Source organism: Flavobacterium sp. MK4S-17, assembly GCF_009848495.1.
Taxonomy (GTDB): Bacteria; Bacteroidota; Bacteroidia; order Flavobacteriales; family Flavobacteriaceae; genus Flavobacterium.
In genome coordinates this window covers 59,471-79,719 of the sequence record NZ_WWEP01000013.1, presented here as the reverse complement: position 1 = coordinate 79,719, position 20,249 = coordinate 59,471, and the positions used below count along the sequence as shown (strand labels likewise).

At 39.1% G+C, this 20,249-nt stretch carries 18 protein-coding genes and 1 tRNA gene; 9 read left to right on the top strand and 10 right to left on the bottom strand.

The features are described from left to right. Positions 1-118: 118 nt before the first annotated feature. From GSF09_RS06390 to alaS, 3 genes are all read right to left on the bottom strand, one after another. The gene (locus GSF09_RS06390) at positions 119-625 is read right to left on the bottom strand and encodes a DUF6252 family protein (RefSeq protein WP_159800115.1); all 507 of its coding nucleotides are present in this window, start codon (positions 623-625) and stop codon (positions 119-121) included. Between the two features lie 74 nt (positions 626-699). Further along, on the bottom strand, positions 700-1,647 hold the full coding sequence (locus GSF09_RS06385; RefSeq protein ID WP_159800114.1) for a GSCFA domain-containing protein: 948 nt from the start codon (positions 1,645-1,647) through the stop codon (positions 700-702). Further along, a complete protein-coding gene (gene alaS / locus GSF09_RS06380; protein ID WP_159800113.1) occupies positions 1,647-4,274 on the bottom strand; it encodes an alanine--tRNA ligase in 2,628 nt (875 codons plus the stop codon). Before alaS ends, GSF09_RS06385 begins: the two co-directional genes overlap by 1 nt. Before the next feature lie 152 nt (positions 4,275-4,426). Here alaS and GSF09_RS06375 point away from each other — a divergent pair, with 152 nt between their 5' ends. From GSF09_RS06375 to GSF09_RS06355, 5 genes are read left to right on the top strand one after another with little or no spacing between them, the layout of a single operon-like run. Beyond that, the gene (locus GSF09_RS06375; protein WP_159800112.1) at positions 4,427-5,404 is read left to right on the top strand and encodes a M23 family metallopeptidase; all 978 of its coding nucleotides are present in this window, start codon (positions 4,427-4,429) and stop codon (positions 5,402-5,404) included. Continuing rightward, the gene (locus GSF09_RS06370) at positions 5,404-5,733 is read left to right on the top strand and encodes a MerR family transcriptional regulator (RefSeq protein WP_159800111.1); all 330 of its coding nucleotides are present in this window, start codon (positions 5,404-5,406) and stop codon (positions 5,731-5,733) included. Before GSF09_RS06375 ends, GSF09_RS06370 begins: the two co-directional genes overlap by 1 nt. 11 nt (positions 5,734-5,744) lie before the next feature. Next, positions 5,745-6,332, top strand: coding sequence for a LemA family protein (locus GSF09_RS06365; protein ID WP_159800110.1), 588 nt, complete (start codon positions 5,745-5,747; stop codon positions 6,330-6,332). Between the two features lie 2 nt (positions 6,333-6,334). After that, positions 6,335-6,772, top strand: coding sequence for a TPM domain-containing protein (locus tag GSF09_RS06360; protein WP_159800109.1), 438 nt, complete (start codon positions 6,335-6,337; stop codon positions 6,770-6,772). Further along, positions 6,773-7,552, top strand: coding sequence for a YgcG family protein (locus GSF09_RS06355; protein ID WP_159800108.1), 780 nt, complete (start codon positions 6,773-6,775; stop codon positions 7,550-7,552). Between the two features lie 52 nt (positions 7,553-7,604). Here GSF09_RS06355 and GSF09_RS06350 read toward each other — a convergent pair whose 3' ends face one another. From GSF09_RS06350 to era, 3 genes are all read right to left on the bottom strand, one after another. Continuing rightward, positions 7,605-10,430 carry an outer membrane beta-barrel protein gene (locus GSF09_RS06350; protein WP_159800107.1) on the bottom strand — a complete coding sequence of 942 codons (2,826 nt, stop codon included), beginning with the start codon at positions 10,428-10,430 and terminating at the stop codon, positions 7,605-7,607. A gap of 199 nt (positions 10,431-10,629) precedes the next feature. Then, on the bottom strand, positions 10,630-11,937 hold the full coding sequence (gene der, locus GSF09_RS06345; RefSeq protein ID WP_159800106.1) for a ribosome biogenesis GTPase Der: 1,308 nt from the start codon (positions 11,935-11,937) through the stop codon (positions 10,630-10,632). Positions 11,938-12,057: 120 nt separating this feature from the next. Next, positions 12,058-12,942, bottom strand: a complete 885-nt coding sequence (gene era, locus GSF09_RS06340; RefSeq protein ID WP_159800105.1) for a GTPase Era — start codon at positions 12,940-12,942, stop codon at positions 12,058-12,060. Positions 12,943-13,091: 149 nt separating this feature from the next. Between era and GSF09_RS06335 the strand changes: the two genes are divergently transcribed. Then, complete coding sequence (locus GSF09_RS06335) at positions 13,092-13,646, top strand: hypothetical protein (RefSeq protein WP_159800104.1); 555 nt, start codon at positions 13,092-13,094, stop codon at positions 13,644-13,646. 14 nt (positions 13,647-13,660) lie between these two features. Here the strand turns inward: GSF09_RS06335 and GSF09_RS06330 are convergent, their stop codons facing one another. Beyond that, a complete protein-coding gene (locus GSF09_RS06330) occupies positions 13,661-14,440 on the bottom strand; it encodes a zinc-dependent peptidase (protein ID WP_159800103.1) in 780 nt (259 codons plus the stop codon). A gap of 71 nt (positions 14,441-14,511) precedes the next feature. Beyond that, positions 14,512-14,584: transfer RNA gene (locus tag GSF09_RS06325), tRNA-Met, on the bottom strand. 227 nt (positions 14,585-14,811) lie between these two features. Here GSF09_RS06325 and GSF09_RS06320 point away from each other — a divergent pair. From GSF09_RS06320 to GSF09_RS06310, 3 genes are all read left to right on the top strand, one after another. Beyond that, complete coding sequence (locus tag GSF09_RS06320; RefSeq protein WP_159800102.1) at positions 14,812-15,423, top strand: hypothetical protein; 612 nt, start codon at positions 14,812-14,814, stop codon at positions 15,421-15,423. A 728-nt stretch (positions 15,424-16,151) separates the two neighbouring features. Then, positions 16,152-16,904 carry a sensor histidine kinase gene (locus tag GSF09_RS06315; protein ID WP_159800101.1) on the top strand — a complete coding sequence of 251 codons (753 nt, stop codon included), beginning with the start codon at positions 16,152-16,154 and terminating at the stop codon, positions 16,902-16,904. A 5-nt stretch (positions 16,905-16,909) separates the two neighbouring features. Then, on the top strand, positions 16,910-17,587 hold the full coding sequence (locus GSF09_RS06310) for a response regulator transcription factor (RefSeq protein WP_159800100.1): 678 nt from the start codon (positions 16,910-16,912) through the stop codon (positions 17,585-17,587). 432 nt (positions 17,588-18,019) lie between these two features. On the opposite strand, the gene GSF09_RS06305 is transcribed toward GSF09_RS06310, so the two are convergent. Continuing rightward, positions 18,020-18,976, bottom strand: a complete 957-nt coding sequence (locus GSF09_RS06305; RefSeq protein ID WP_159800099.1) for a glycoside hydrolase family 5 protein — start codon at positions 18,974-18,976, stop codon at positions 18,020-18,022. A 2-nt stretch (positions 18,977-18,978) separates the two neighbouring features. Then, complete coding sequence (locus GSF09_RS06300; protein ID WP_159800098.1) at positions 18,979-20,217, bottom strand: glycoside hydrolase family 27 protein; 1,239 nt, start codon at positions 20,215-20,217, stop codon at positions 18,979-18,981. Positions 20,218-20,249 lie beyond the last annotated feature (32 nt).

The following is a 20,249-nucleotide window of genomic DNA, read 5'->3' as shown; positions in this document are numbered from 1 at the left end:
TATTTTAAATAGTATAGTATGTACTATGTTTAGTATTTTAATAATATAAAATTGCCCTGCGCTTTATAATAAAGGCAGGGCACAACCAAAAAATACTGAGAAAACTGACTATTTCCCGTTATTGAAATTTAGCCCTGAATTTCCCGTTCGTTACTTCCACCATTTCTGTAGCACCTTCTTCAGCTTTTCTTCCTTTAAAGCTAAATGTACCCTCTACTTTTTCATCGTCAATGTAGGTTATAGTAACCTCGCCGTTTGCGCCTCCGCCTGCGGCTGAAGAATAAGAGATTAAAGAAGTTGTACTTGCTTTGGTGTAAAGTGCCTGCCCTATAAGCTGGTCGCCAACATTATATGTGCCTTCGCCGTCAAAAGCAAACAGTGTTATCTGTATGGCATGCCCTTCATTATTACTGCCCTGTATAGCCATGGCATTGGATGTGGGGCGTGAAGCTGCCACAAGGTCATAAGAAGTAGAAGAAGAGAAGTTTTTCCCATCTACTTTGGCCTTTACATATTCGCCGCTGCCACCACCGGCAGAGCCATTGTCATCATCACCGCTGCATGATACAAAACAAAGTGAGATAGATAAAAACAGTAAATAAGAAAGTCTGGTAAATGTTTTCATAGTGTTGAGTTTTAAGTTTACGTGTCAAAACTGCAACATAATAAAGGTGTAAACAATAGGGCATTTGCCCTATTTTAAAAAGTGATATGAGGATATTTATCCTTAATGGCAGCTATTTCGGTATTGATTTTTGCCATAAATTCTGCATGGCCAGCCGAATCAGGGTTAAAAGGGCGGTGCTGCAAACCTTTTTGTATAGTATCGGCCTGTTTCATGGTTTGGTAAGCCTGAGGTGCTATGGCAGCTTGTGTAAAACGCTCCCATATATAGTCAATAGCTGTTTTGTTGGGATGTATCATGTCTTCTGCATAAAAGCGGTAATCCCTTAATTCATCCATCATTATTTCATAGGAAGGAAAATAACTGCAGTTGCTGTTTTCCTTTAAAGTTTCATGTAGTGCAGTTATAAGGTTTGATTTACTCCATTGGTTTTCAATGAAGCCATCTTTTATATGGCGAACAGGTGAAACGGTAAAGGTTATATTACTATTCTTATTGAGGCTTTTAAGCAATGCTATGCTGTTTTGCAGGCTTTCTTTTATCAGGCTGGCAGGTAACAGCTCTTTTATAAATTTTTTTTGGGGTACTTTATGGCAATTGGCTACAATCATGTTGCTTTCAATTTTCCTGTACACCCAGGCTGTACCTAATGTTATTATTATGTGTGTGGCTTCTGCAAGTTTAGTGGAGGATATTTTAACAGCATCGTTAAGCCTTTTAAGTAATACCCCTTTTTCCGTATGGCTAAGGTCAGAATGTGCATCGAAACTGTGCCAGCGCTCATTATGGAAAAATATATCTGCTTCTGTAAACTGTTTATTGTCCACAGCAAAACAGATAAACTTCTCAATAGCAGCCGGATGGAACAGTATCCCAAAAGGGTTTACAGTATTCCTGAATTTAAAATAATCAAGTTTTTGCCCTATATTGACAGCAAAGCAAGAACCCAAAGACACTATACTGCTGTTGTAATCAATCAGATTACTGTTAACGGGTATAGGTATTTGGGTCCTGAATTGCATTATTTTATAAAATCTTTTGCAGCATTAAGGGCATCTGTAATACCATTTGGGTTTTTACCTCCTGCTGTTGCAAAAAATGGCTGGCCGCCGCCGCCGCCCTGTATGTATTTACCCAGCTCGCGCACCACCTGCCCGGCATTAAGCCCTTTTTCTGCTACAAGTTCTTTTGATATATAGCAGGTTAGCATTGGCTTGTCATCCGCTGCTGTTGCAAGTAATATAAAAAGGTTGTTGCCGATAGTCCCTAATTCATAAGCAAGGTCTTTAGCCCCGTTTGCATCAAGGTCAACCTGTTTAGCAATAAATTTTATACCGTTTATTTCCTCAATTTCATTGGCAAGTTCACCTTTAAGGTTTTTTGCCTTGTCTTTAAGCAGTGCCTCCAGCTGCTTTTTAAGTTTGGTGTTCTCATCCTGTAAAGATGCAACAGCCTTTAGTGTATCCTGCGGATTTTTAAGAGCTGCTTTTATTTCGTCAAGAGCCTTTTCCTGATTATTGAAATAATCCTTAACAGCATTCCCTGTTATGGCTTCAATACGGCGAATTCCGGCAGCAACAGCGCTTTCACTCACAATTTTAAAATACCATATATCGGCAGTATTCTTTACATGTGTACCGCCGCAAAGCTCTATACTTTCGCCAAACTTTATAGCTCTTACATTATCACCATATTTTTCACCGAATAATGCCATGGCACCCTCTTCAACAGCCTGTTTAAAGGGTATATCCCTCTTTTCCGTAAGGGGAATATGCTCTTGTATCCTTGCGTTTACAAAATTCTCTACATGTTTAAGATCCTCATCTGTTACTTTGGAAAAATGCGAAAAATCGAACCGCAGGTAACCCGGGCTAACCAATGAACCTTTTTGCTCCACGTGCGTCCCCAATATGCTGCGCAACGCCTGGTGAAGCAGGTGGGTAGCACTGTGGTTGCTTTCAGATTCTGCCCTTAATGTAGCATTTACTTTTGCTGTAAATGTTGATGCTATGTTTTCAGGCAGTTTTTTTGCGATATGCAGGATGAGGTTGTTTTCCTTTTTGGTATCTGTAATTTCAATGGTTTCATTTGCAGAAACCAGGCTGCCCTTGTCGCCAACCTGTCCGCCGCCTTCGGGATAAAAAGGTGTTTTATCTAAAACAATTTGATATAAAGTACCATCTTTTTTAGAATTTACTTTGCGGTAACGGGTAACTTTAACTTCACTTTCAAGCTGGTCATACCCAACAAAAGTTTCAGTATTACCTTCTACCAATATGTTCCAGTCGTCGGTTGCAACCTCACCTGCAGCTCGGCTGCGGTCTTTTTGTTTTTGCAGTTCAGTATCAAATTCAGCCTCGTTGTAATACATGCCTTTTTCCTTAAGTATAAGGGCTGTAAGGTCTTTAGGGAAACCAAAAGTATCATAAAGTTCAAATGCTTTAGCCCCTGAAACTTCTTTTCCTTTTGTTTCTGTCACCACATTTTCCAGCAATTGCAAGCCCTGATCCAAAGTGCGCAGGAAAGAAGCCTCTTCTTCCTTAATAACGTTGGTAACCAAATTTTCCTGAGATTTTATTTCTGGGAAAAATTCACCCATTTGTGCGCTTAAAATAGCAACAAGGTCGTTAATAAACGGCTCTTTTTTATCAAGGAAAGTAAACCCGTAACGTATGGCGCGCCTTAATATCCTGCGGATAACATAACCGGCGCCGGTATTGCCTGGCAACTGGCCATCGGCTATGGCAAAGGCTACCGCACGAACGTGGTCGGCAATTACACGAATGGCAATGTTGGTTTTTTCTTCTTCTTCGTTTGCTGCTTTTTTAGTATATTTTTTACCCGTAAGGTTCTCTATCTTTTCAATCAAAGGGGTAAACACATCAGTGTCATAATTACTTTGTGTGCCCTGCAATACCATGCAAAGCCGTTCAAAGCCCATACCTGTATCAACATGGCGCGCTGGTAATTTTTCAAGGGAGCCATCTGCTTTACGGTTAAACTCCATAAATACGTTGTTCCATATCTCCACTACCTGCGGGTGGTCATTATTTACCAGTTCCCTGCCGGCTACCTGCTGTTTTTCTTCAGCCGAACGGATATCCACATGAATTTCAGAGCATGGCCCGCATGGCCCCTGGTCGCCCATTTCCCAAAAGTTATCCTTTTTGTTCCCTAATAAAATCCGGTCTTCAGGTACAAGCGCCTTCCATATATCATAAGCCTCCTGGTCAAAAGGTACATTTTCTTCCTTGCTTCCTTCAAATACAGTAACGTATAAAATATCTTTCGGTATTTTATATACTTCGGTAAGTAGTTCCCATGCCCAGTTTATGGCTTCTTTTTTAAAGTAATCGCCAAAGCTCCAGTTGCCCAGCATTTCAAACATGGTGTGGTGGTAAGTGTCAAAGCCCACATCTTCCAGGTCGTTATGCTTTCCCGAAACCCTAAGGCATTTTTGCGTATCAGCTATACGGCTGCTTTTTGGCGTGGCGTTGCCAAGGAAAAATTCCTTGAACTGCGCCATACCCGAATTATTGAACATCAGCGTAGGGTCGTCCTTTGTTACAATTGGGGCAGAAGGCACAATAAGGTGCCCTTTGCTTTCAAAGAAATCTAAAAACTGCTTTCTTATATCACGGGATTTCATATGGTATGAAAATTGTTTTTCGGATTAATATTTTTAAACTCTGCAAGCCTTGCTGTTAATAAAACCGCAACATTTATTACATTTGTGCGTTATCAGTTTTCAGGCTTTGCAGGCTTTTAATGTAAGGTGCAAAAATAGAATAATTTAGAAACATGTCGAAGGTAAAATATTATTACGACTCAGAAAACTTAGCATACCGCCGGATAAAACCAAAAAAAGGCAGGAAATTAGGTGTTGTCCTTTTATTTTTGGCTTCTTCGGGCCTTTTTGGCTTCCTGTGTTTTGTGCTTTTGCTTAACGTTCCTTTTTTTGAAACACCAAAAGACAAGCTGCAGGCAAGGGAGATAGAAAACCTTAAACTACGTTACGAGATATTAAACCGCAAAATGGACCAGGTGGATGAGGTGCTGGCAAATATTGCAGAGCGCGATAACAACCTGTACCGTGTTTACTTTAATACATCGCCCATACCCGAGGAGCAGCGCAAGGCTGGCTTTGGGGGTGTAAACCGCTATAAAGACCTGGAAGGGTTCAATAATTCGCAGCTTGTAATTAATACCACTAAAAGGCTGGATGTTATACAAAAGGAGCTTGTTGTGCAGTCAAAATCGCTTGATGAAATTGCAAAGCTGGCAAAGGACAAGGAAAAACTGCTTAGTGCAATACCTGCCATACAGCCTGTAAAAAATGAAGATTTAAGGCATATGGCTTCGGGCTTTGGCTATCGTAGCGACCCGTTTACCAAAATACGTAAATTTCATGCCGGTATGGATTTTTCTGCAAAAACAGGAACACCGGTTTATGCCACCGGTGATGGCGTTGTTACCCGTGCCGATAACAGGGCATCAGGTTACGGCAACCATATTGTTATAAAGCACGGCTATGGCTACGAAACGCTTTATGCGCACCTTAGCAAATATAAGGCAAGGGCAGGGCAAAGGGTAAAACGTGGTGATGTTATAGGCTATGTGGGCAGCACCGGCAGGAGCGAGGCGCCGCACCTTCACTATGAAGTGCACAAAGGCGGGCAGGTTATAAACCCTATAAACTTCTATTACGGAAATATTTCTGCCAAGGAATACATTTTAATTTCTAAATTAGCTAACCAGGAAAACCAATCGCTTGACTAATGCACCTAAACCTGCCTGAAAAGAGATATTACAGTATTGGCGAGCTAGCCAGGGCATTTAATGTAAATGCGTCGCTCATCCGCTTTTGGGATAAGGAATTCGATATACTTAAGCCAAAGAAAAATGCGAAGGGCAACCGTATGTTTACGCCCGAAGATGTTAAAAACCTGCAGCTTATATACCACCTGGTGAAAGAGCGTGGTTTTACACTGGAGGGGGCAAAAGTGCACCTTAAGGAAGGCACTAAAAAAACACTGGATAAATTTGAGATAATTCGTAAATTAGAAGCTGTAAAAGAAGCTTTGAATAATATTAAAAACCAACTTTAAAACAAGCAAATATGAAAAAGTGGATTATTCCCGTAGTTATTATTGTGATACTTGCTATCTGGTCTATTTCTTCTTATAACGGACTGGTGACAGTAAGGGCCGATGCAAAAACAGCATGGTCTAATGTGGAGAGCAGCTACCAGCGCAGGAACGACCTTATAGGTAACCTTGTAAAAACGGTGCAGGGAGCCGCCGATTTTGAAAGGGGTACGCTTACAGATGTAATTGAGGCCCGCTCCAAAGCAACTTCGGTTAACATAGACCCAGCCAACATAACACCGGAGCAGCTTGCCCAGTTCCAGCAGGCACAAAATAATGTTTCAGGTGCACTATCAAGGCTATTGGTAACGGTAGAGCGTTATCCTGATCTAAAAGCTAATGCCAACTTCCAGCAGTTACAATCGCAGCTTGAAGGAACAGAGAACAGGATTAATGTGGCAAGGGATCGTTATAATGAAGCAGTAAATGTTTATGATATTAAGAAACACAGGTTTCCTACAGTAATTTTTGCCAGTATGTTCGGTTTTGAGGACATGGCAAGGTTTAAAGCCGATGAGGGTGCAGAAAATGCACCGGATGTACAATTTGATTTTAAATAATTATGCATTCAGCTAAAGAATTTTTAACGCCAGCCGAAGAACAGGAAGTAGTGAATGCCATAGCTGCTGCCGAGAAGGATACTTCGGGTGAAATAAGGGTGCATATTGAAAACCATACAGAAAAACCTCCGCTTGAAAGGGCACAGGAGGTTTTTCAGCTTTTAGGCATGCAGGAAACAGCCGCACGAAATGGCGTATTGTTTTATGTAGGCGTACAGGACCATACTTTTGCGATTATAGGGGATGAGGGTATTGACAAAGTGGTAGAAGATGATTTTTGGGACTGTACCAAAGATGTGGTAATAGAAAGGTTTAAACAGCAGCAGTTTAAAAACGGTTTGGTAGAAGGTATTTTGAGAGCAGGAGAACGCCTTAAACAATATTTTCCTTATACTCATGATGATACAAACGAACTGCCGAATGAAATTTCAAAAAGTTAAATGAAACAATTAAATACATATATAAAATATTACCTGCTAGTTTTTTTGCTGGCTTTTGTAGTAAAGGTTTCAGCGCAGGATGTGCCTGAAAAACCATCACTGGAAACCAGCTATTATGAGATAGGTACTACCTTACTGGAAGAAGCACAAAAGCGCGAGATAGAACAGAAGCTGATAAATTATGCCGACACCACTTCAACCCAGATTGTAGTGGTGGTGGTGCCTACTACAGGTGGTGAATATATTGACAGGTATAAGGTTGACCTTGCCCATAAATGGGGAATAGGCCAAAAAGACAAGGATAACGGTATATTATTGCTTATAGCTAAAGATGACAGGAAGGTTGCCATTGCTTCAGGTTATGGGACGGAACACCTGCTTACTGATGCAATGAGCAAGCGCATTATTGAAGATGTAATACTGCCTGAGTTTAAAAACGGTGATTTTTATGCAGGTATAGATGAGGGTACTAACGCCATATTTAAGGTAATGAGTGGTGAATATATAGCCGATGAAAAAAGTGATAAAATTGCCTTTGGTGCTATATTCCTGTTTATTATAATTTTTATAATCATTATCGCCATGATTTCCCGAAAGGGAGGCGGGGGCGGGGGCAGAAGATACGGCTCTACACTTTCGGATGTACTGATACTCGGCAGCCTTGGGCGTAGTGGCGGTAGCTTTGGCAGCAGTTCCGGCGGTGGCTTTGGCGGTGGCGGTTTTAGTGGCGGCTTCGGTGGGGGCGGCTTTGGCGGAGGCGGTGCATCAGGAGGATGGTAAATAGTAGATTAAGAAAATAAAAAAGGGCTGCAATTGCAGCCCTTTTTTATTGCTAAAATATAAAGAAAGTGGATCCTCCTTCTTTTTTCTTACCGCCAAACTTGTCAAGCTTAAAGGTAAGTGAAAACATTACATAACGCTTAAGCACTATATTCTGCTCATCTGTTATGGAAGATGCTGAAATTGTCCTTGATGTACCAATGTTCTGGTTCAGCACATCATATACCTTTACTTTAAACAACAGCCTGTCGTTATAAAAGTTATAACCCAAACTTGTATTCCACAGGAAGAAATCTTTCCTGAAACCATTGGAAAGGTTGGAATTGTATGTATAGCCAAAGTCATTGCCAAATACTACGTGCTTAGGCCAGTAGCTTGTGGTTTGCAGGTTAACCCTGTGTACTACATTACTTTGGGAGTCAACCGTAAAGTTGTCGTAATTGGTTTGGTTATAGGTAAGGTTGTAGGAAGGGTTAATGCTTAACAGTTCACCATAATCATAAGTTAGGCTGGCCCTTGGTGAAAGCCTGTAAGAGCGTCCTTCATACATCTGGCCATTGGTAAAGCCTTTTTCAAAATCAAAACCTGTACTCATGCCTAAGTTCAACCTGAATGAGTGTGCCTCACGCTTAATTGATTTATTCCATGAAAAGCCGGCCCATCCTGAATAGGTGCCTGAAACATTGCGGTATGTAGTTGTCCATTTACCGCTATTGTTTATTTCAGATACCTGTGTAATACGGCTGTCATAAATATTACCTCCTGCATAAAAATTATAACCGGTGCGTGTAGCAAAATCAAAATCGCGGAAGCTTAAATAAACGGAGTGCGATTTGTTGGGTGAAAGGTCAGGATTACCAATATAAGTGTACAACTGGTTGCTTACATCCAGCACAGGGAGTATCTGCCTTGCCTGCGGGAAATTGGTTTCATAATTATAGCTGCCCCAAAATGATCTGGTTTTAGTAAAGCTATAGCTCATATATCCGTTGGCGTAAGGCAGGGTGTAATTTTTAACCAGTTTGTAATCCTCGCCAAGGTAGCTGGAAAAGTTATCGAACTTTGAAATTAGCGTACCGGCCATCAAATTAATATTCATTTTGCTTTTACGTATGTTAAACCCGGCCATAGGTATTACCGTATTGGTATTTGAGGTAAGGTAATTGGTAAGCTCATCAACAGGTGAGGAATACCTGCCTGTTACTTCATTAAAGTCAAAGCCCTGGCGGTTTTCCATTTCTTTTTGCCAGGTATATATAACACCTGCCTTAACCCGCAAACTGTCCGATATTGGTTCTGTATATTCAAGCCTTGCTTCATACCTGTCACTTGTCTGCCTGTTGTATATGGTTTGGTTACGTGTATCCTCCGTAACATCGACTACACCGTCATCATCTATATCCTCATAAAATAAAGTGGTGGAATTGTTAAGGTTTTGGCTTTCATCCAGCCTGTTTTCATTTTCAAAGTCAAGGCTTATAGCCCTTCCTTTCTTTTTAAATGATTTATAATAATTAAAATCAGAGCTAAAACTGCTGTTGTCATTTTCATTATAGCCATATCCTGAACTCTCATTTAAAAGGGTATCATCCTGGTTCCAGGTAAACTGGGTTTCCCTGCGGCTCACTTTAGAGTTGGCTTTTGTAAACTTGGGGGTAAAATAAATGTTAGAGGTTGAGTCTACCTCAAATTCAAATTCTGAGCTGATATTATGCGCATATTTTTCATCATTGGTAGTAGAAGTTGATTCTGTAAGGAGCGAGCGTTCCAGTTCCGGCGCATCCCCTGCCTGGGCAGGAAGAAATGTCCTGCGGCGTGTGCGGTTTTCATTTTCCGTATCCGAAGATGTATAAAAGTAACTGAAGTTGGATTCAAGATTTTCAACCCACTCATCAGAATAGTTTAAACCAACAATATTAGATTGTGTAATACCATCTCCACCGCCAAAACGCATACCGTTAATACCGAAACTGCCATTTCCGTTAGTCCAAACCGACATATTGCGGCCGCCACCCATACTGTCAAAAATTTCGTTCATTGAAAACCCGGTAGAATTAATATTGTTTGATGACGCCAGGAGGCTTATTTTCCGCTTGCCATTAAAGTAATTTACCATAGCACTGCTTTCATAGCGTTCATCACTTCCGTATCCGCCCATAACACGCCCAAAAAAACCTTTGTTCTTGTCTTCATCAATGGTAAGGTTTATACTTGCATTGTTGCCGCTTGCCTTATCGCCTGCAAGCTCTTCTTTTTTAGTTTTGGTATCGGTTACCTGGACTTTATTAATCAATTCGGCAGGCAGGTTTTGTATGGCAATTTTACCGTCCTTATCAAAAAACGGCTTCCCGTTTACCAGTATCTGGTTAACTTCCTTTCCGTTTACAGTAATTTTGCCGTCAGCATCAATATCAACCCCGGGAAGTTGCTTTAAAAGGCTTTCAACATTGGCGTCCGGGCGCACTTTAAACGATGATGCATTAAACTCCAATGTGTCTGATTTAATTCGTATTGGAGGTACCTCTCCTTCAATAATTACTTCATTCAACTCTGTAGAGCGATCCTGTAATTTAATAGTGCCAAAATCCCTGTCGGCATTAATGGCTTCCAGTTTTTGTTTGTAGTTAGCAAGCCCCACATAAGATATTTTAAGGAAAACAGCATCGTCATTTTTGCGTGTTTTCAATTCCCAGTTACCATTTTTATCAGTAATGGTGTAATCTATAACCGCTGAGTCTTTTACAGCAGTAAGATAAACTGTAGCTGATTCCAGTGCAAAATCCTCTGTGTCGGTAATCTTCCCTTTAAGATTATAGGTTTGGCTAAATAAAGGGGCAGAACATAGTAATAATAGCAGGTAAAAAAATTGTTTGTGCATGTAATAGTTGGTTAGTAAGGTTATTCGGTATAAAAACAGCGAATTAACTATTTTAGTATTTAAATGGCAAACAAAAATTAATTATTATTACTTTTTATAAAATATTGGGTGAAAAATGAATTATAAAGGTGTGGCAACGGCGTTAACTGAAAATTATTTAATTTAATAAAAAAGGAAGCTGTAAAAGCTTCCTTTAAATTTATTTTTGCCTGAAATAGATATCTATAGGTACACCGCTGAAATCATAGTTTTCGCGAAGTTTATTTTCTATAAATCTTTTATAAGGGTCTTTTACATACTGGGGCAGGTTGCAGAAAAACACAAACTGTGGGGTAGGTGTAGGCAACTGCATGCAGAATTTTATTTTTATATATTTTCCTTTTAACGCAGGCGGTGGGTTATGCTCTATAATAGGCAGCATCAACTCATTGAATTTTGATGTGGCTACACGCTGCTTCCTGTTTTCAAAAACCTGTACTGCGGTTTCAAGCGCTTTTAATAAACGCTGTTTTGTTAGTGCCGAAATGAAAAGGATGGGCACATCGGTAAACGGGGCTATTTCTTCCCTTATCTTCCTCTCATAATCACGGGTAGTCATGGTATCTTTTTCTACAAGGTCCCATTTATTAACAAGTATTACTATACCTTTCCTGTTTTTTTCGGCAAGCCAGAAAATACTTTGATCCTGGCCTTCAAACCCACGCGTGGCATCAATTACAAGCAAGCATATATCGCTATGTTCAATAGCCCTTACCGAACGCATAACCGAGTAAAATTCAAGGTCTTCCTTTACTTTTGCCTTGCGGCGTATGCCCGCAGTATCTACCAGCTTAAATTCAAAACCAAACCTGTTGTAAGTAGTGTCTATGGCATCCCGTGTGGTTCCGGCTATATCAGTTACCACAAAGCGGTCTTCGCCTATAAGTGCATTAATAAATGATGATTTTCCGGCATTGGGGCGTCCTACTACTGCAAAGCGTGGCAATTCCTCCTCGGTTTGTGTTTCCTGCGCATTGGGAAGCAATTCTACCAAAGCGTCCAGCAATTCCCCTGTGCCTGAGCCGCTCATGCCGGCAAAGGTATAATAGTCGCCAAGGCCGAGGTTATAAAACTCTACGGCATCTTTTTCCCTCATGGCATTATCAACCTTATTAACGGCAAGTAAAACCGGTTTGGTAACCTTGCGCAGCAATTTTGCCACTTCTTCATCCATTGGGGTAATGCCTTCCTCAACATCTACCACAAATACAATAACATCGGCCTCATCAATAGCAAGCTCAACCTGCCTGCGTATTTCAGCCTCAAAAATATCATCAGAGCCTTTTATGTACCCGCCGGTATCAATAACCGAAAACTGCTTCCCGTTCCATTCGCTCTTGCCATAATTCCTGTCGCGCGTTACCCCGCTTACAGAATCTACAATAGCTTCCCTCCGCTGTATCAGCCTGTTAAAAAAAGTGGATTTTCCCACATTCGGGCGTCCTACAATGGCTACTATATTGTTCATTTCTTAATTTTAATTTTTTGCAAAAGTAAGCATTATAAATAATTAGCCATAAGGCAATAGCCATTAGTTTATAGTAATAAAGCAGTTGCTATATGCATTTTTAATGCTTTACCACGGCTTTTACTTTTGGTTGTACCCAAATTTGCGTAACTGGTAGGAATTGCTGCGCCAGTTTTTATTCACCTTTACAAACATTTCGATATGTATTTTTTTTCCGAAGAATTTTTCAAGGTCTTCTCGCGCCTGTATGCCTACTTTTTTTATGGCAGCACCTTTGTGGCCTATAATAATACCTTTCTGCGTATCGCGTTCTACCATTATTACTGCCCTTATACGGATGATATCTTCATCTTCCAGAAACTCCTCGGTTTCAACTTCAACCGCATATGGAATTTCCTTATCATAGTTAAGCAGTATTTTTTCACGGATGGTTTCATTAACAAAAAAACGTTCAGGTTTATCCGTTAAGGCATCCTTTGGGTAATATGGCGGCGACTCCGGGAGTAATTCCAGAATCCGCGCAAAAACTGTTTGAACATTAAAATTTTCTAATGCAGAAATAGGATATATTTCAGCGTTGGGCACTTTTTCCTTCCATAAATCCACTTGTTCCTCAAGCTGTTCCTGGGTGCTTTTATCTATTTTATTGAGCAGTAAAAGTACAGGTGTTTTTGCATGTATTATTTTATTGAAAAAGGCTTCATCCTTTAATTCCTTTTCCCCGGTTTCTACCATGTAAATAAGTATATCGGCATCCTCAAAAGCTGATTTTACAAAATCCATCATGGAGGATTGCAGCTCATAAGCGGGCTTAATAATACCCGGCGTATCAGATAGCACTACCTGAAAATCCTCACCATTTACTATGCCCAGTATGCGGTGGCGCGTTGTTTGTGCCTTACTTGTAATAATAGAAAGGCGTTCACCCACGAAAGCATTCATAAGTGTGCTTTTCCCTACGTTTGGGTTACCTATAATATTTACAAAGCCTGCTTTATGTGCCATAAATTTAATGTGAATTAAAACGCAAAGTTAAGGCTTTATTATAAGATATGCATTTTGTTATACCTGTGTTTATTTTTTATAATATTGATATGATACAATATCCTACGCTATGAAATATTAATGATGTACTATACCAAAAAATGAAAAAGATGAAAAAGAAAATAATGATTGCTTTTTTTTCCCTTAACCTTATGGGGTTTGTAAGCTGCTTTAATTGTGATCAGTACCGATATTACGATTATACCGGTATTGAGGTTAAAATACATAACCCTATAGTGGCACTGTCAGACAGCCTGGGATTTGGCTATACTTACGAAGGCATGCGTTATACTGCTGATACATTCACGTTAAAACACTTTGCAAATAATGCGTATGCTTTTGATTGTGATAAAGGGTATGACGGCGCTAAGTATCCATTACAAAGAATATCTGTTACCAGTAATAAGGATTTTGATGAGGCACATCCTGCAGGAACTGAATTAAATGACCTTATATCTGTAACGGCTCACACTAAAAGCACAGGTACAGGCGAATACATATATGTTAAAGGGTATTTATCAGAATTTCAGCCTTCAGATGTTTATCATTATATGTATTTAAAGGCAAGGCCGCAGGTTAATAAAACGCACAGATTTACAATTGAAGTTGAAAAATCCAACGGTAAAGTGTACCATGACACTTCGGAGGAAATTATATGGGATTAAAGCACCGGGTACGGTTACTTGACCGCTTTCGGCTTTTGTTTAAAAAAAGTAGTAAGCATGGCATATAATTCAGGATGTTTTCTTTTTAGCAATGCTGGTCGTTCAAAAAAATATTCAGAAGCTACTGCAAAAAACTCGGCGCGGTTGGTTGCGCCATATTTGCGTATGTCTGATTCATCTTCATTTATAGCTTCCATTTCCCGGTGAATAAGGTCGAGCCAGGGCACAACATATTCCTGTTGCATAATGTGTTCGGGTATTCCGTCCGTTATATCGTCCATCTTGTCTATAAGGTGTACAAACTCATGAATTCCGGTATTGCTTTTGTCTGTTTTATTTTTAAAGCCATAATAAAGTGCTTTGCGCGACAGTACCATTTGTTTTTCAAAACGCCCTGTGCCAATAAGGCCGCCAATATTCCTGTCATTAAAATTATCGGCAAATTCAAGTTCTTCATTAAAGTGGTCAGGATATAACAATACACCGCTTAGGTTATAATAATGCCACTCTTTAAATCCGAAAACGGGTATAACTGCGCTTGCTGCAATAAGTATCCTGTCAAGGTCTGTAACTGTAGTGCCAACGCCGTCAATATATACTTCGCTTAAAAATTGCATCATCCTTTTCCTGAAAGCAGCCTGCCTGCCAGGTGCCAGGTTTCGGTAGTAGGCCACATTTTTTGTCAACAGCGGTTGCCATTCTTTTGGAAAAGTGCCCACTGGCCTGCGTTTTGTACTTATAAAAATATAAATGCCTACAATCGCAAATACCCCAACTGCAATATAAAAAGCCATAAGTATGAGTTTAGGGTAAAGATAAACAGGAATAAATAAAAAAGCCACTCCTAAAAGTGGCTTTTACTTAGTAGCGGGAACTGGACTCGAACCAGTGACCTTCGGGTTATGAGCCCGACGAGCTACCTACTGCTCTATCCCGCGATGTTTCGATTGCAAATATATAACCTTTATTTAAAACTACAATAGCTTTTACCAATAAATATTGACTTTTTCATTATAGCTGCTGTAAGGGTTTAAATTCCATATCATTACTGAGAATATTTAAAATGTTAATATTTTTTTATTCCCACTGTCGGAATTTACGTTGCTAAATCTGTTAAATTTGTTAAATAACAAATACAAATATTAACCAATTAACCGTAAAGATTATGACAAAGGAAGAAATTATTACTGGACTTCAAAACTGGGAAGACATGCGTGGCGATGCCTCTAAGTTAATTGCCTGCTTTGAGCAGGGAAACTGTTTTTTTTATGATATAGATGAGATTCATCCGCTATCAAAGAAAAATCTCCATGCTTATCCTGCACTTACAAACTACGGTGAATTTAAATTTTTTATGATTCCGGCAGAATTTGATACACCTGAACATGCGGAAGATTATAATTTACATGTAACAGAATGTTCTGTTTTCTGGACAGTAGGCTCGGGAAAGATTGATGATAAGGAAGCTACTGAAAGAATTGAAAGGTGGAGGACACATTACCAGGAATGGACACATGGACAGGTAAAGACCGAAGATGGTATATTCGTGGCTTTTAAAATTCATGTAGGAGATTTTGAATCGCATGATGCACAGGTAACATTAGGCTTACGTGCTAATGGCCAGCAGTATAATCCATACAGTGCCGACCTTATTGTTGTGAATAAAGATTTTGAGTTAATAACATCTTATAATGATTATTCAGAACCAGTTCCTCCTTTTGGCGCGGCAGCTTCTTCAGTGGATAAATTTTTCTTATTAAGCCTTACAAGTGCGTAAATGACTTTTATAAACTTAATAGTTAAAATACCTTTTATCATATTATTGATTAGTTTATTTATTGGTTTGTTTAATATTAAAAGATTAGACAAACTTCATAAAGCGATATTACTATATCTAATGGTAATGCTACTGATAGATATAATTAGTAAGGTTTTAAAATTATATGGTAATAATCACATAGTTCTTTTAATTTATAGTTTAGTTGAACTGTTATTAATTACTTTTTTTTATTATAAATACATGCTAATTAATAAAAGCAAATTACTTTCGAATTTAAGTTTAGTTGGAGCTTGTTATATATTTTATGAGATTGTTAACTATATAGTTTCCGAAACAAATGTAAAATCCTTTCAGCCGTATTCAAAAGTTGTAGATAATTTTATAATAATCCTTTTAGCATTTTCATATTTCCTTGAAAGTATAAATAAAACAAAAAATAATCATTGGAAATATTTTAAATTAAATGCGGTAATATTAATATTCTTTACCTTAAATACTATTATTTTTTTACCATTTAATTTTCTTATAAATGAATCGACAGGAGTTAAATTCTATTTTTGGAGTGCTAATATTTTAATGATATCTATCTTTTATATTTATTTAACTTTTTTGATAATACAGAATAGTAAGAGAATAAGTAATACAGCCTGATTTAATCAGGCTGTTTTTTTATGCATATTTTAATTAAAGTTTTACTTTTGGTATATAAATCAGCATGAGGTTTTATGGAGAAATGGCAGGACCCCAAAATTATAGCATTATGGATTGCAATTATTTTACTACTTATTTTTACGCTGGTATTTTTTGTGGTAAAAATTATTCATCTGGGTTATAAACGGATTTCTGAGGCCAACCTTCGTGAGGCGCAAATGCAGATTGAACATCAAAAAAAACTACTGGAAACCAGCCTCCAGGCCCAAGAGAAGGAGCGGACACGCATAGCGGCCGACCTGCATGACGGGCTTATTGGCAAATTAACGGTTGTGCGCCTGAAAAACCAGGTAGGGAAAACGGAAGACCTTGATAAAATGCTGGAGGAAAGCATTACCGAAGCAAGGCGTATATCGCATGACCTTACACCACCGCTGCTGGAGTTTACTTCTATTGAGGAGTTGATTGATAATCTGCTGGATCCGTGGAGGGCAAGAATGGAGATTATATTGCATAGCGATGTGCGTACTGCATCTAACCCGGAGCCACATGTTAAAATACAGGTAGTACGCCTTGTACAGGAATTATTAAATAATATAATTAAACATGCACAGGCTACAGTAGTTACAGTATATTTACGGCATACCGAAAATAGTTTTACCCTTTGTGTTAAAGATAATGGCCGTGGTTTTGATACAGCTAAGCTGGCACAAGGGCTTGGTATGCATAACCTGGAGTTAAGGGCACAGTACATTAATGCCCGGTACAAAATAAAATCGGGGATAGGCAAAGGAACAACAGCAATTTTTTCAGGAACTTCAATTTAAAGCTTATGGAAATTATACAGGTAGCAATAACCGATGATGATGCACTTATTGTAGGCCTTTTACACGATTACCTGCAAACCAGGAGCGATATTAATGTGGTTATAACAGCGCAAAGCGGACATGAACTTTTTAAAAAACTTGAAACAGCAGCCGTAAAACCGCAGGTTTTATTGCTGGACCTGAAAATGGAGGGTATGGATGGTATAGAAGTTACCCAAAAGCTGAAAGCACAGTATCCTGAAATTAAAGTTATTGTGGTATCATCCCATTATCAGAAAATGTTTACAGGCTTTATGCTTAAAACAGGGGTTTCTGCTTTCCTGCCTAAAGGGGTTATGCCGTCAGAGCTGGTAAATGTAATACAGGCCGTAAATAAATTTGGATTTTATTTTAAGGAAGACCAGCTTGATATAATACGGGGACAGATTTCGGGGAAGTCACCAAAACCATCTTTAAACGAGGAATCTGATTTATCCGAGCGTGAAATAGAGGTTTTAAAACTGATATGCCAGCAAAAAACCGCTAAAGAAATAGGAGAGGAGCTTTTTATTACCCAACGCACTGCCGAAGGGCACAAAAACAGCCTGTTTGCCAAAACGGGGGCTAAAAATATAGCAGGGCTTGTTATATATGCCATACAAAATGGCATTATGCGTGTAGATGAACTGCCTGTTATCAATTAAAAAAGCACAATTTATTTATAGCGTATAATTACCTGTTTTTTAAAAACAGGTAATTTCTACCTATATGCGTAGTGGATTATTGCTCATCTTTGTATCACAATAATGCTATTACGTTCTTCATAAAAACAAACCAACCTCCAATTAAGTAAAAAGAAGAGCCCTCTAAAAATGAAAAGATAGGCGGGATTTAGTGTTTTCAGGAGTTTATTAGTCCCCAAGCTATTTTTACCCCTAAGAACCTCGTTAATTTGTTAAAGTCTTACAACAACAATCCCGCCTTCTTTTAACTCCAACTAAATAATATTATTTTTTATAGATGTGCTAGCTGCCTTCAGGGGCAGCTTGTGTTTTATAATAAATAAGCCCCCTGCAGGGCAGGAGGCTTAACCTAAATCACAAAACTAACTCAACTGTATATGTATCCTTCGTCCTTTAAGGATTTAATTGCCTTAAATATTCACGTGTGCGTATTCCGCTTTCTTTTAAATCTTCTTTTTGCCATCCTCCTGTAGATGCTGCCTGCTTTTTTAATACACTGCAGGTTTCATCCTTATCTGCTATAGACCATGTTATCCAGCTAAGTCCTTTTGCTTCCATCCAGTCAATCCATTTCTGCCATTCAGCCAGGTCAAGCGGTCCGTCGCCTGTAGCTTCCATACCTGCACATTCTGATATAAATACCGGTAAACCTTTTTTAATGGCAGCATCAGTGCGGTCACGCAGTTCCTGCTTGTGTGTAGCGGCATAAAAATGTACTGTGTACATTAAATTTTTATAGCCTTTTATAGGGTCGGCGGCGGGCAGGTTAATATCCTGGTCCCAGTGCGGGCAGCCAACCAATATAATATTATCCGGGTCGTTTTTACGTATTACCTTTATAACTTCTTCGCTATAGGCTTTAACTTCCTCCCAGCTTTCATCATCAGGCTCATTAAATACCTCATAAATTACATTAGGGTATTTGCCATAGGCAGCAGACATTTCATTAAAAAACTCTTTAGCTTCCTTTAAATGGATGTTATGGCTGTGCCAGTCGATAATCACATAAATTCCTGCAGCAATGGCACCATCAACAACAGCTTTTATTTTCTGTTTAGAATATTCAGGGCTTTCTATATAGCAGTTTTTGTCAGCATCAACACCCATTGCTGCACGCACTATATTTACATTCCAGTCCTTTTTTAGCCACATAACGGCTTCCTTGTTATAAAACCTGGACCAAAAGTTATGCCAGCCAAAGCTCATGCCCCGTAATATAATATGGTTACCATTTTTATCAACAAGCTGTGTGCCTTTTACACTTAGCTGCCCATAATCTTTTACAGGCTGTGCAACAGCTATGTTGGCCATTAAAATTATTGCTGCCAGCAATAGGATGTTTTTGCGCATTTCTATTTGTTTTTGGTTAGCTTTAATACTATAACTTCATGAGGTGCTATTGCTGCCTTAAATGCTTTTTTGGTTGACGCCAGTTGCTTTTTGTTCCATATATCTTTAACAGCGTAGGTAACAGTATTAAATTTAGTTTCAATATTATTTATTTCGTCCTTTATATTATGTTTTTGCCAGTCGAAGTCAATCTGTTTTTTTTCTTCACTGCGGTTTAAAAAAGTTATAACCCAATCACCATTTTCAAGAGGTTTTGCCCATACTTCAAGTTTATTTTCATCACTATGGCGAAATCCCTGTATGCCTAATTTGTCCTGGTTAATGGCTATCATTTCTTTGTTGGTGAGTATAGCAAGGGTTTCTTTACTCATGCTCCGGAAGTCATTCCCTGCTATAAGGGGCGAAGCCACCATGCACCACATGGAAAAATGGGCTTTGTCCTCATTGTAAGTCATGCCATTTCCTACTTCCAGCATATCAAAATCATTCCAATGGTCAGGGCCTGAGTATTTACGAATACCCTTGCGCATATCTATAATCTTCATGAAACCCCATGACGACCAGTTTTCAGGGTGCTTATATTCGCAGTCGAAACAAGGATAAATATCTCCTGATATCCTCCACATATTCCCCACTGGTTCGCCCCATTCCCAAGGTTGATTGTCGCCCCACTCACATAAGCTGAAAAGTATTGGCTTTCCTGCTGTTTTTAAGGCATTGCTCATTGTGGTATAGGCCTCTTTAGCATTTATTCCCTCAGTATTACACCAGTCATATTTTAAAAAGTCGATACCTAAAGATGCATAAAACCGCGCATCCTGGTACTCAAAACCCCTTGTTCCGGGATAACCGGCACAGGTTTTTGTACCGGCACAGTTATACAGCCCGAACTTAAGCCCTTTAGAATGTACATAATCAACCAGAGCCTTCATACCGCCGGGGAATTTTTCAGGGTCAGGCACAAGGTTGCCATTGGCATCCCTTTCCTTTGTCATCCAGCCGTCGTCCAGCACTATATAGGTATAGCCGGCATCCTTCATCCCTGTTGAAACCATAATATCTGCGGTTTGTTTTACCAGTTCTTCATCTATTTTGGTTTCAAAAGTGTTCCAGGAGTTCCAGCCCATGGGCGGAGTCATGGCAAGGCCTTCCCATTTTGTGGCCTGTTGCTTGTAAACATTCCCCTGGCTATAGGCTGTTATACTTATTATAAGGAAGAATATGGAGGAAATAATTTTCATTTTTAATACGAGGATGATTATTTAAAACATTC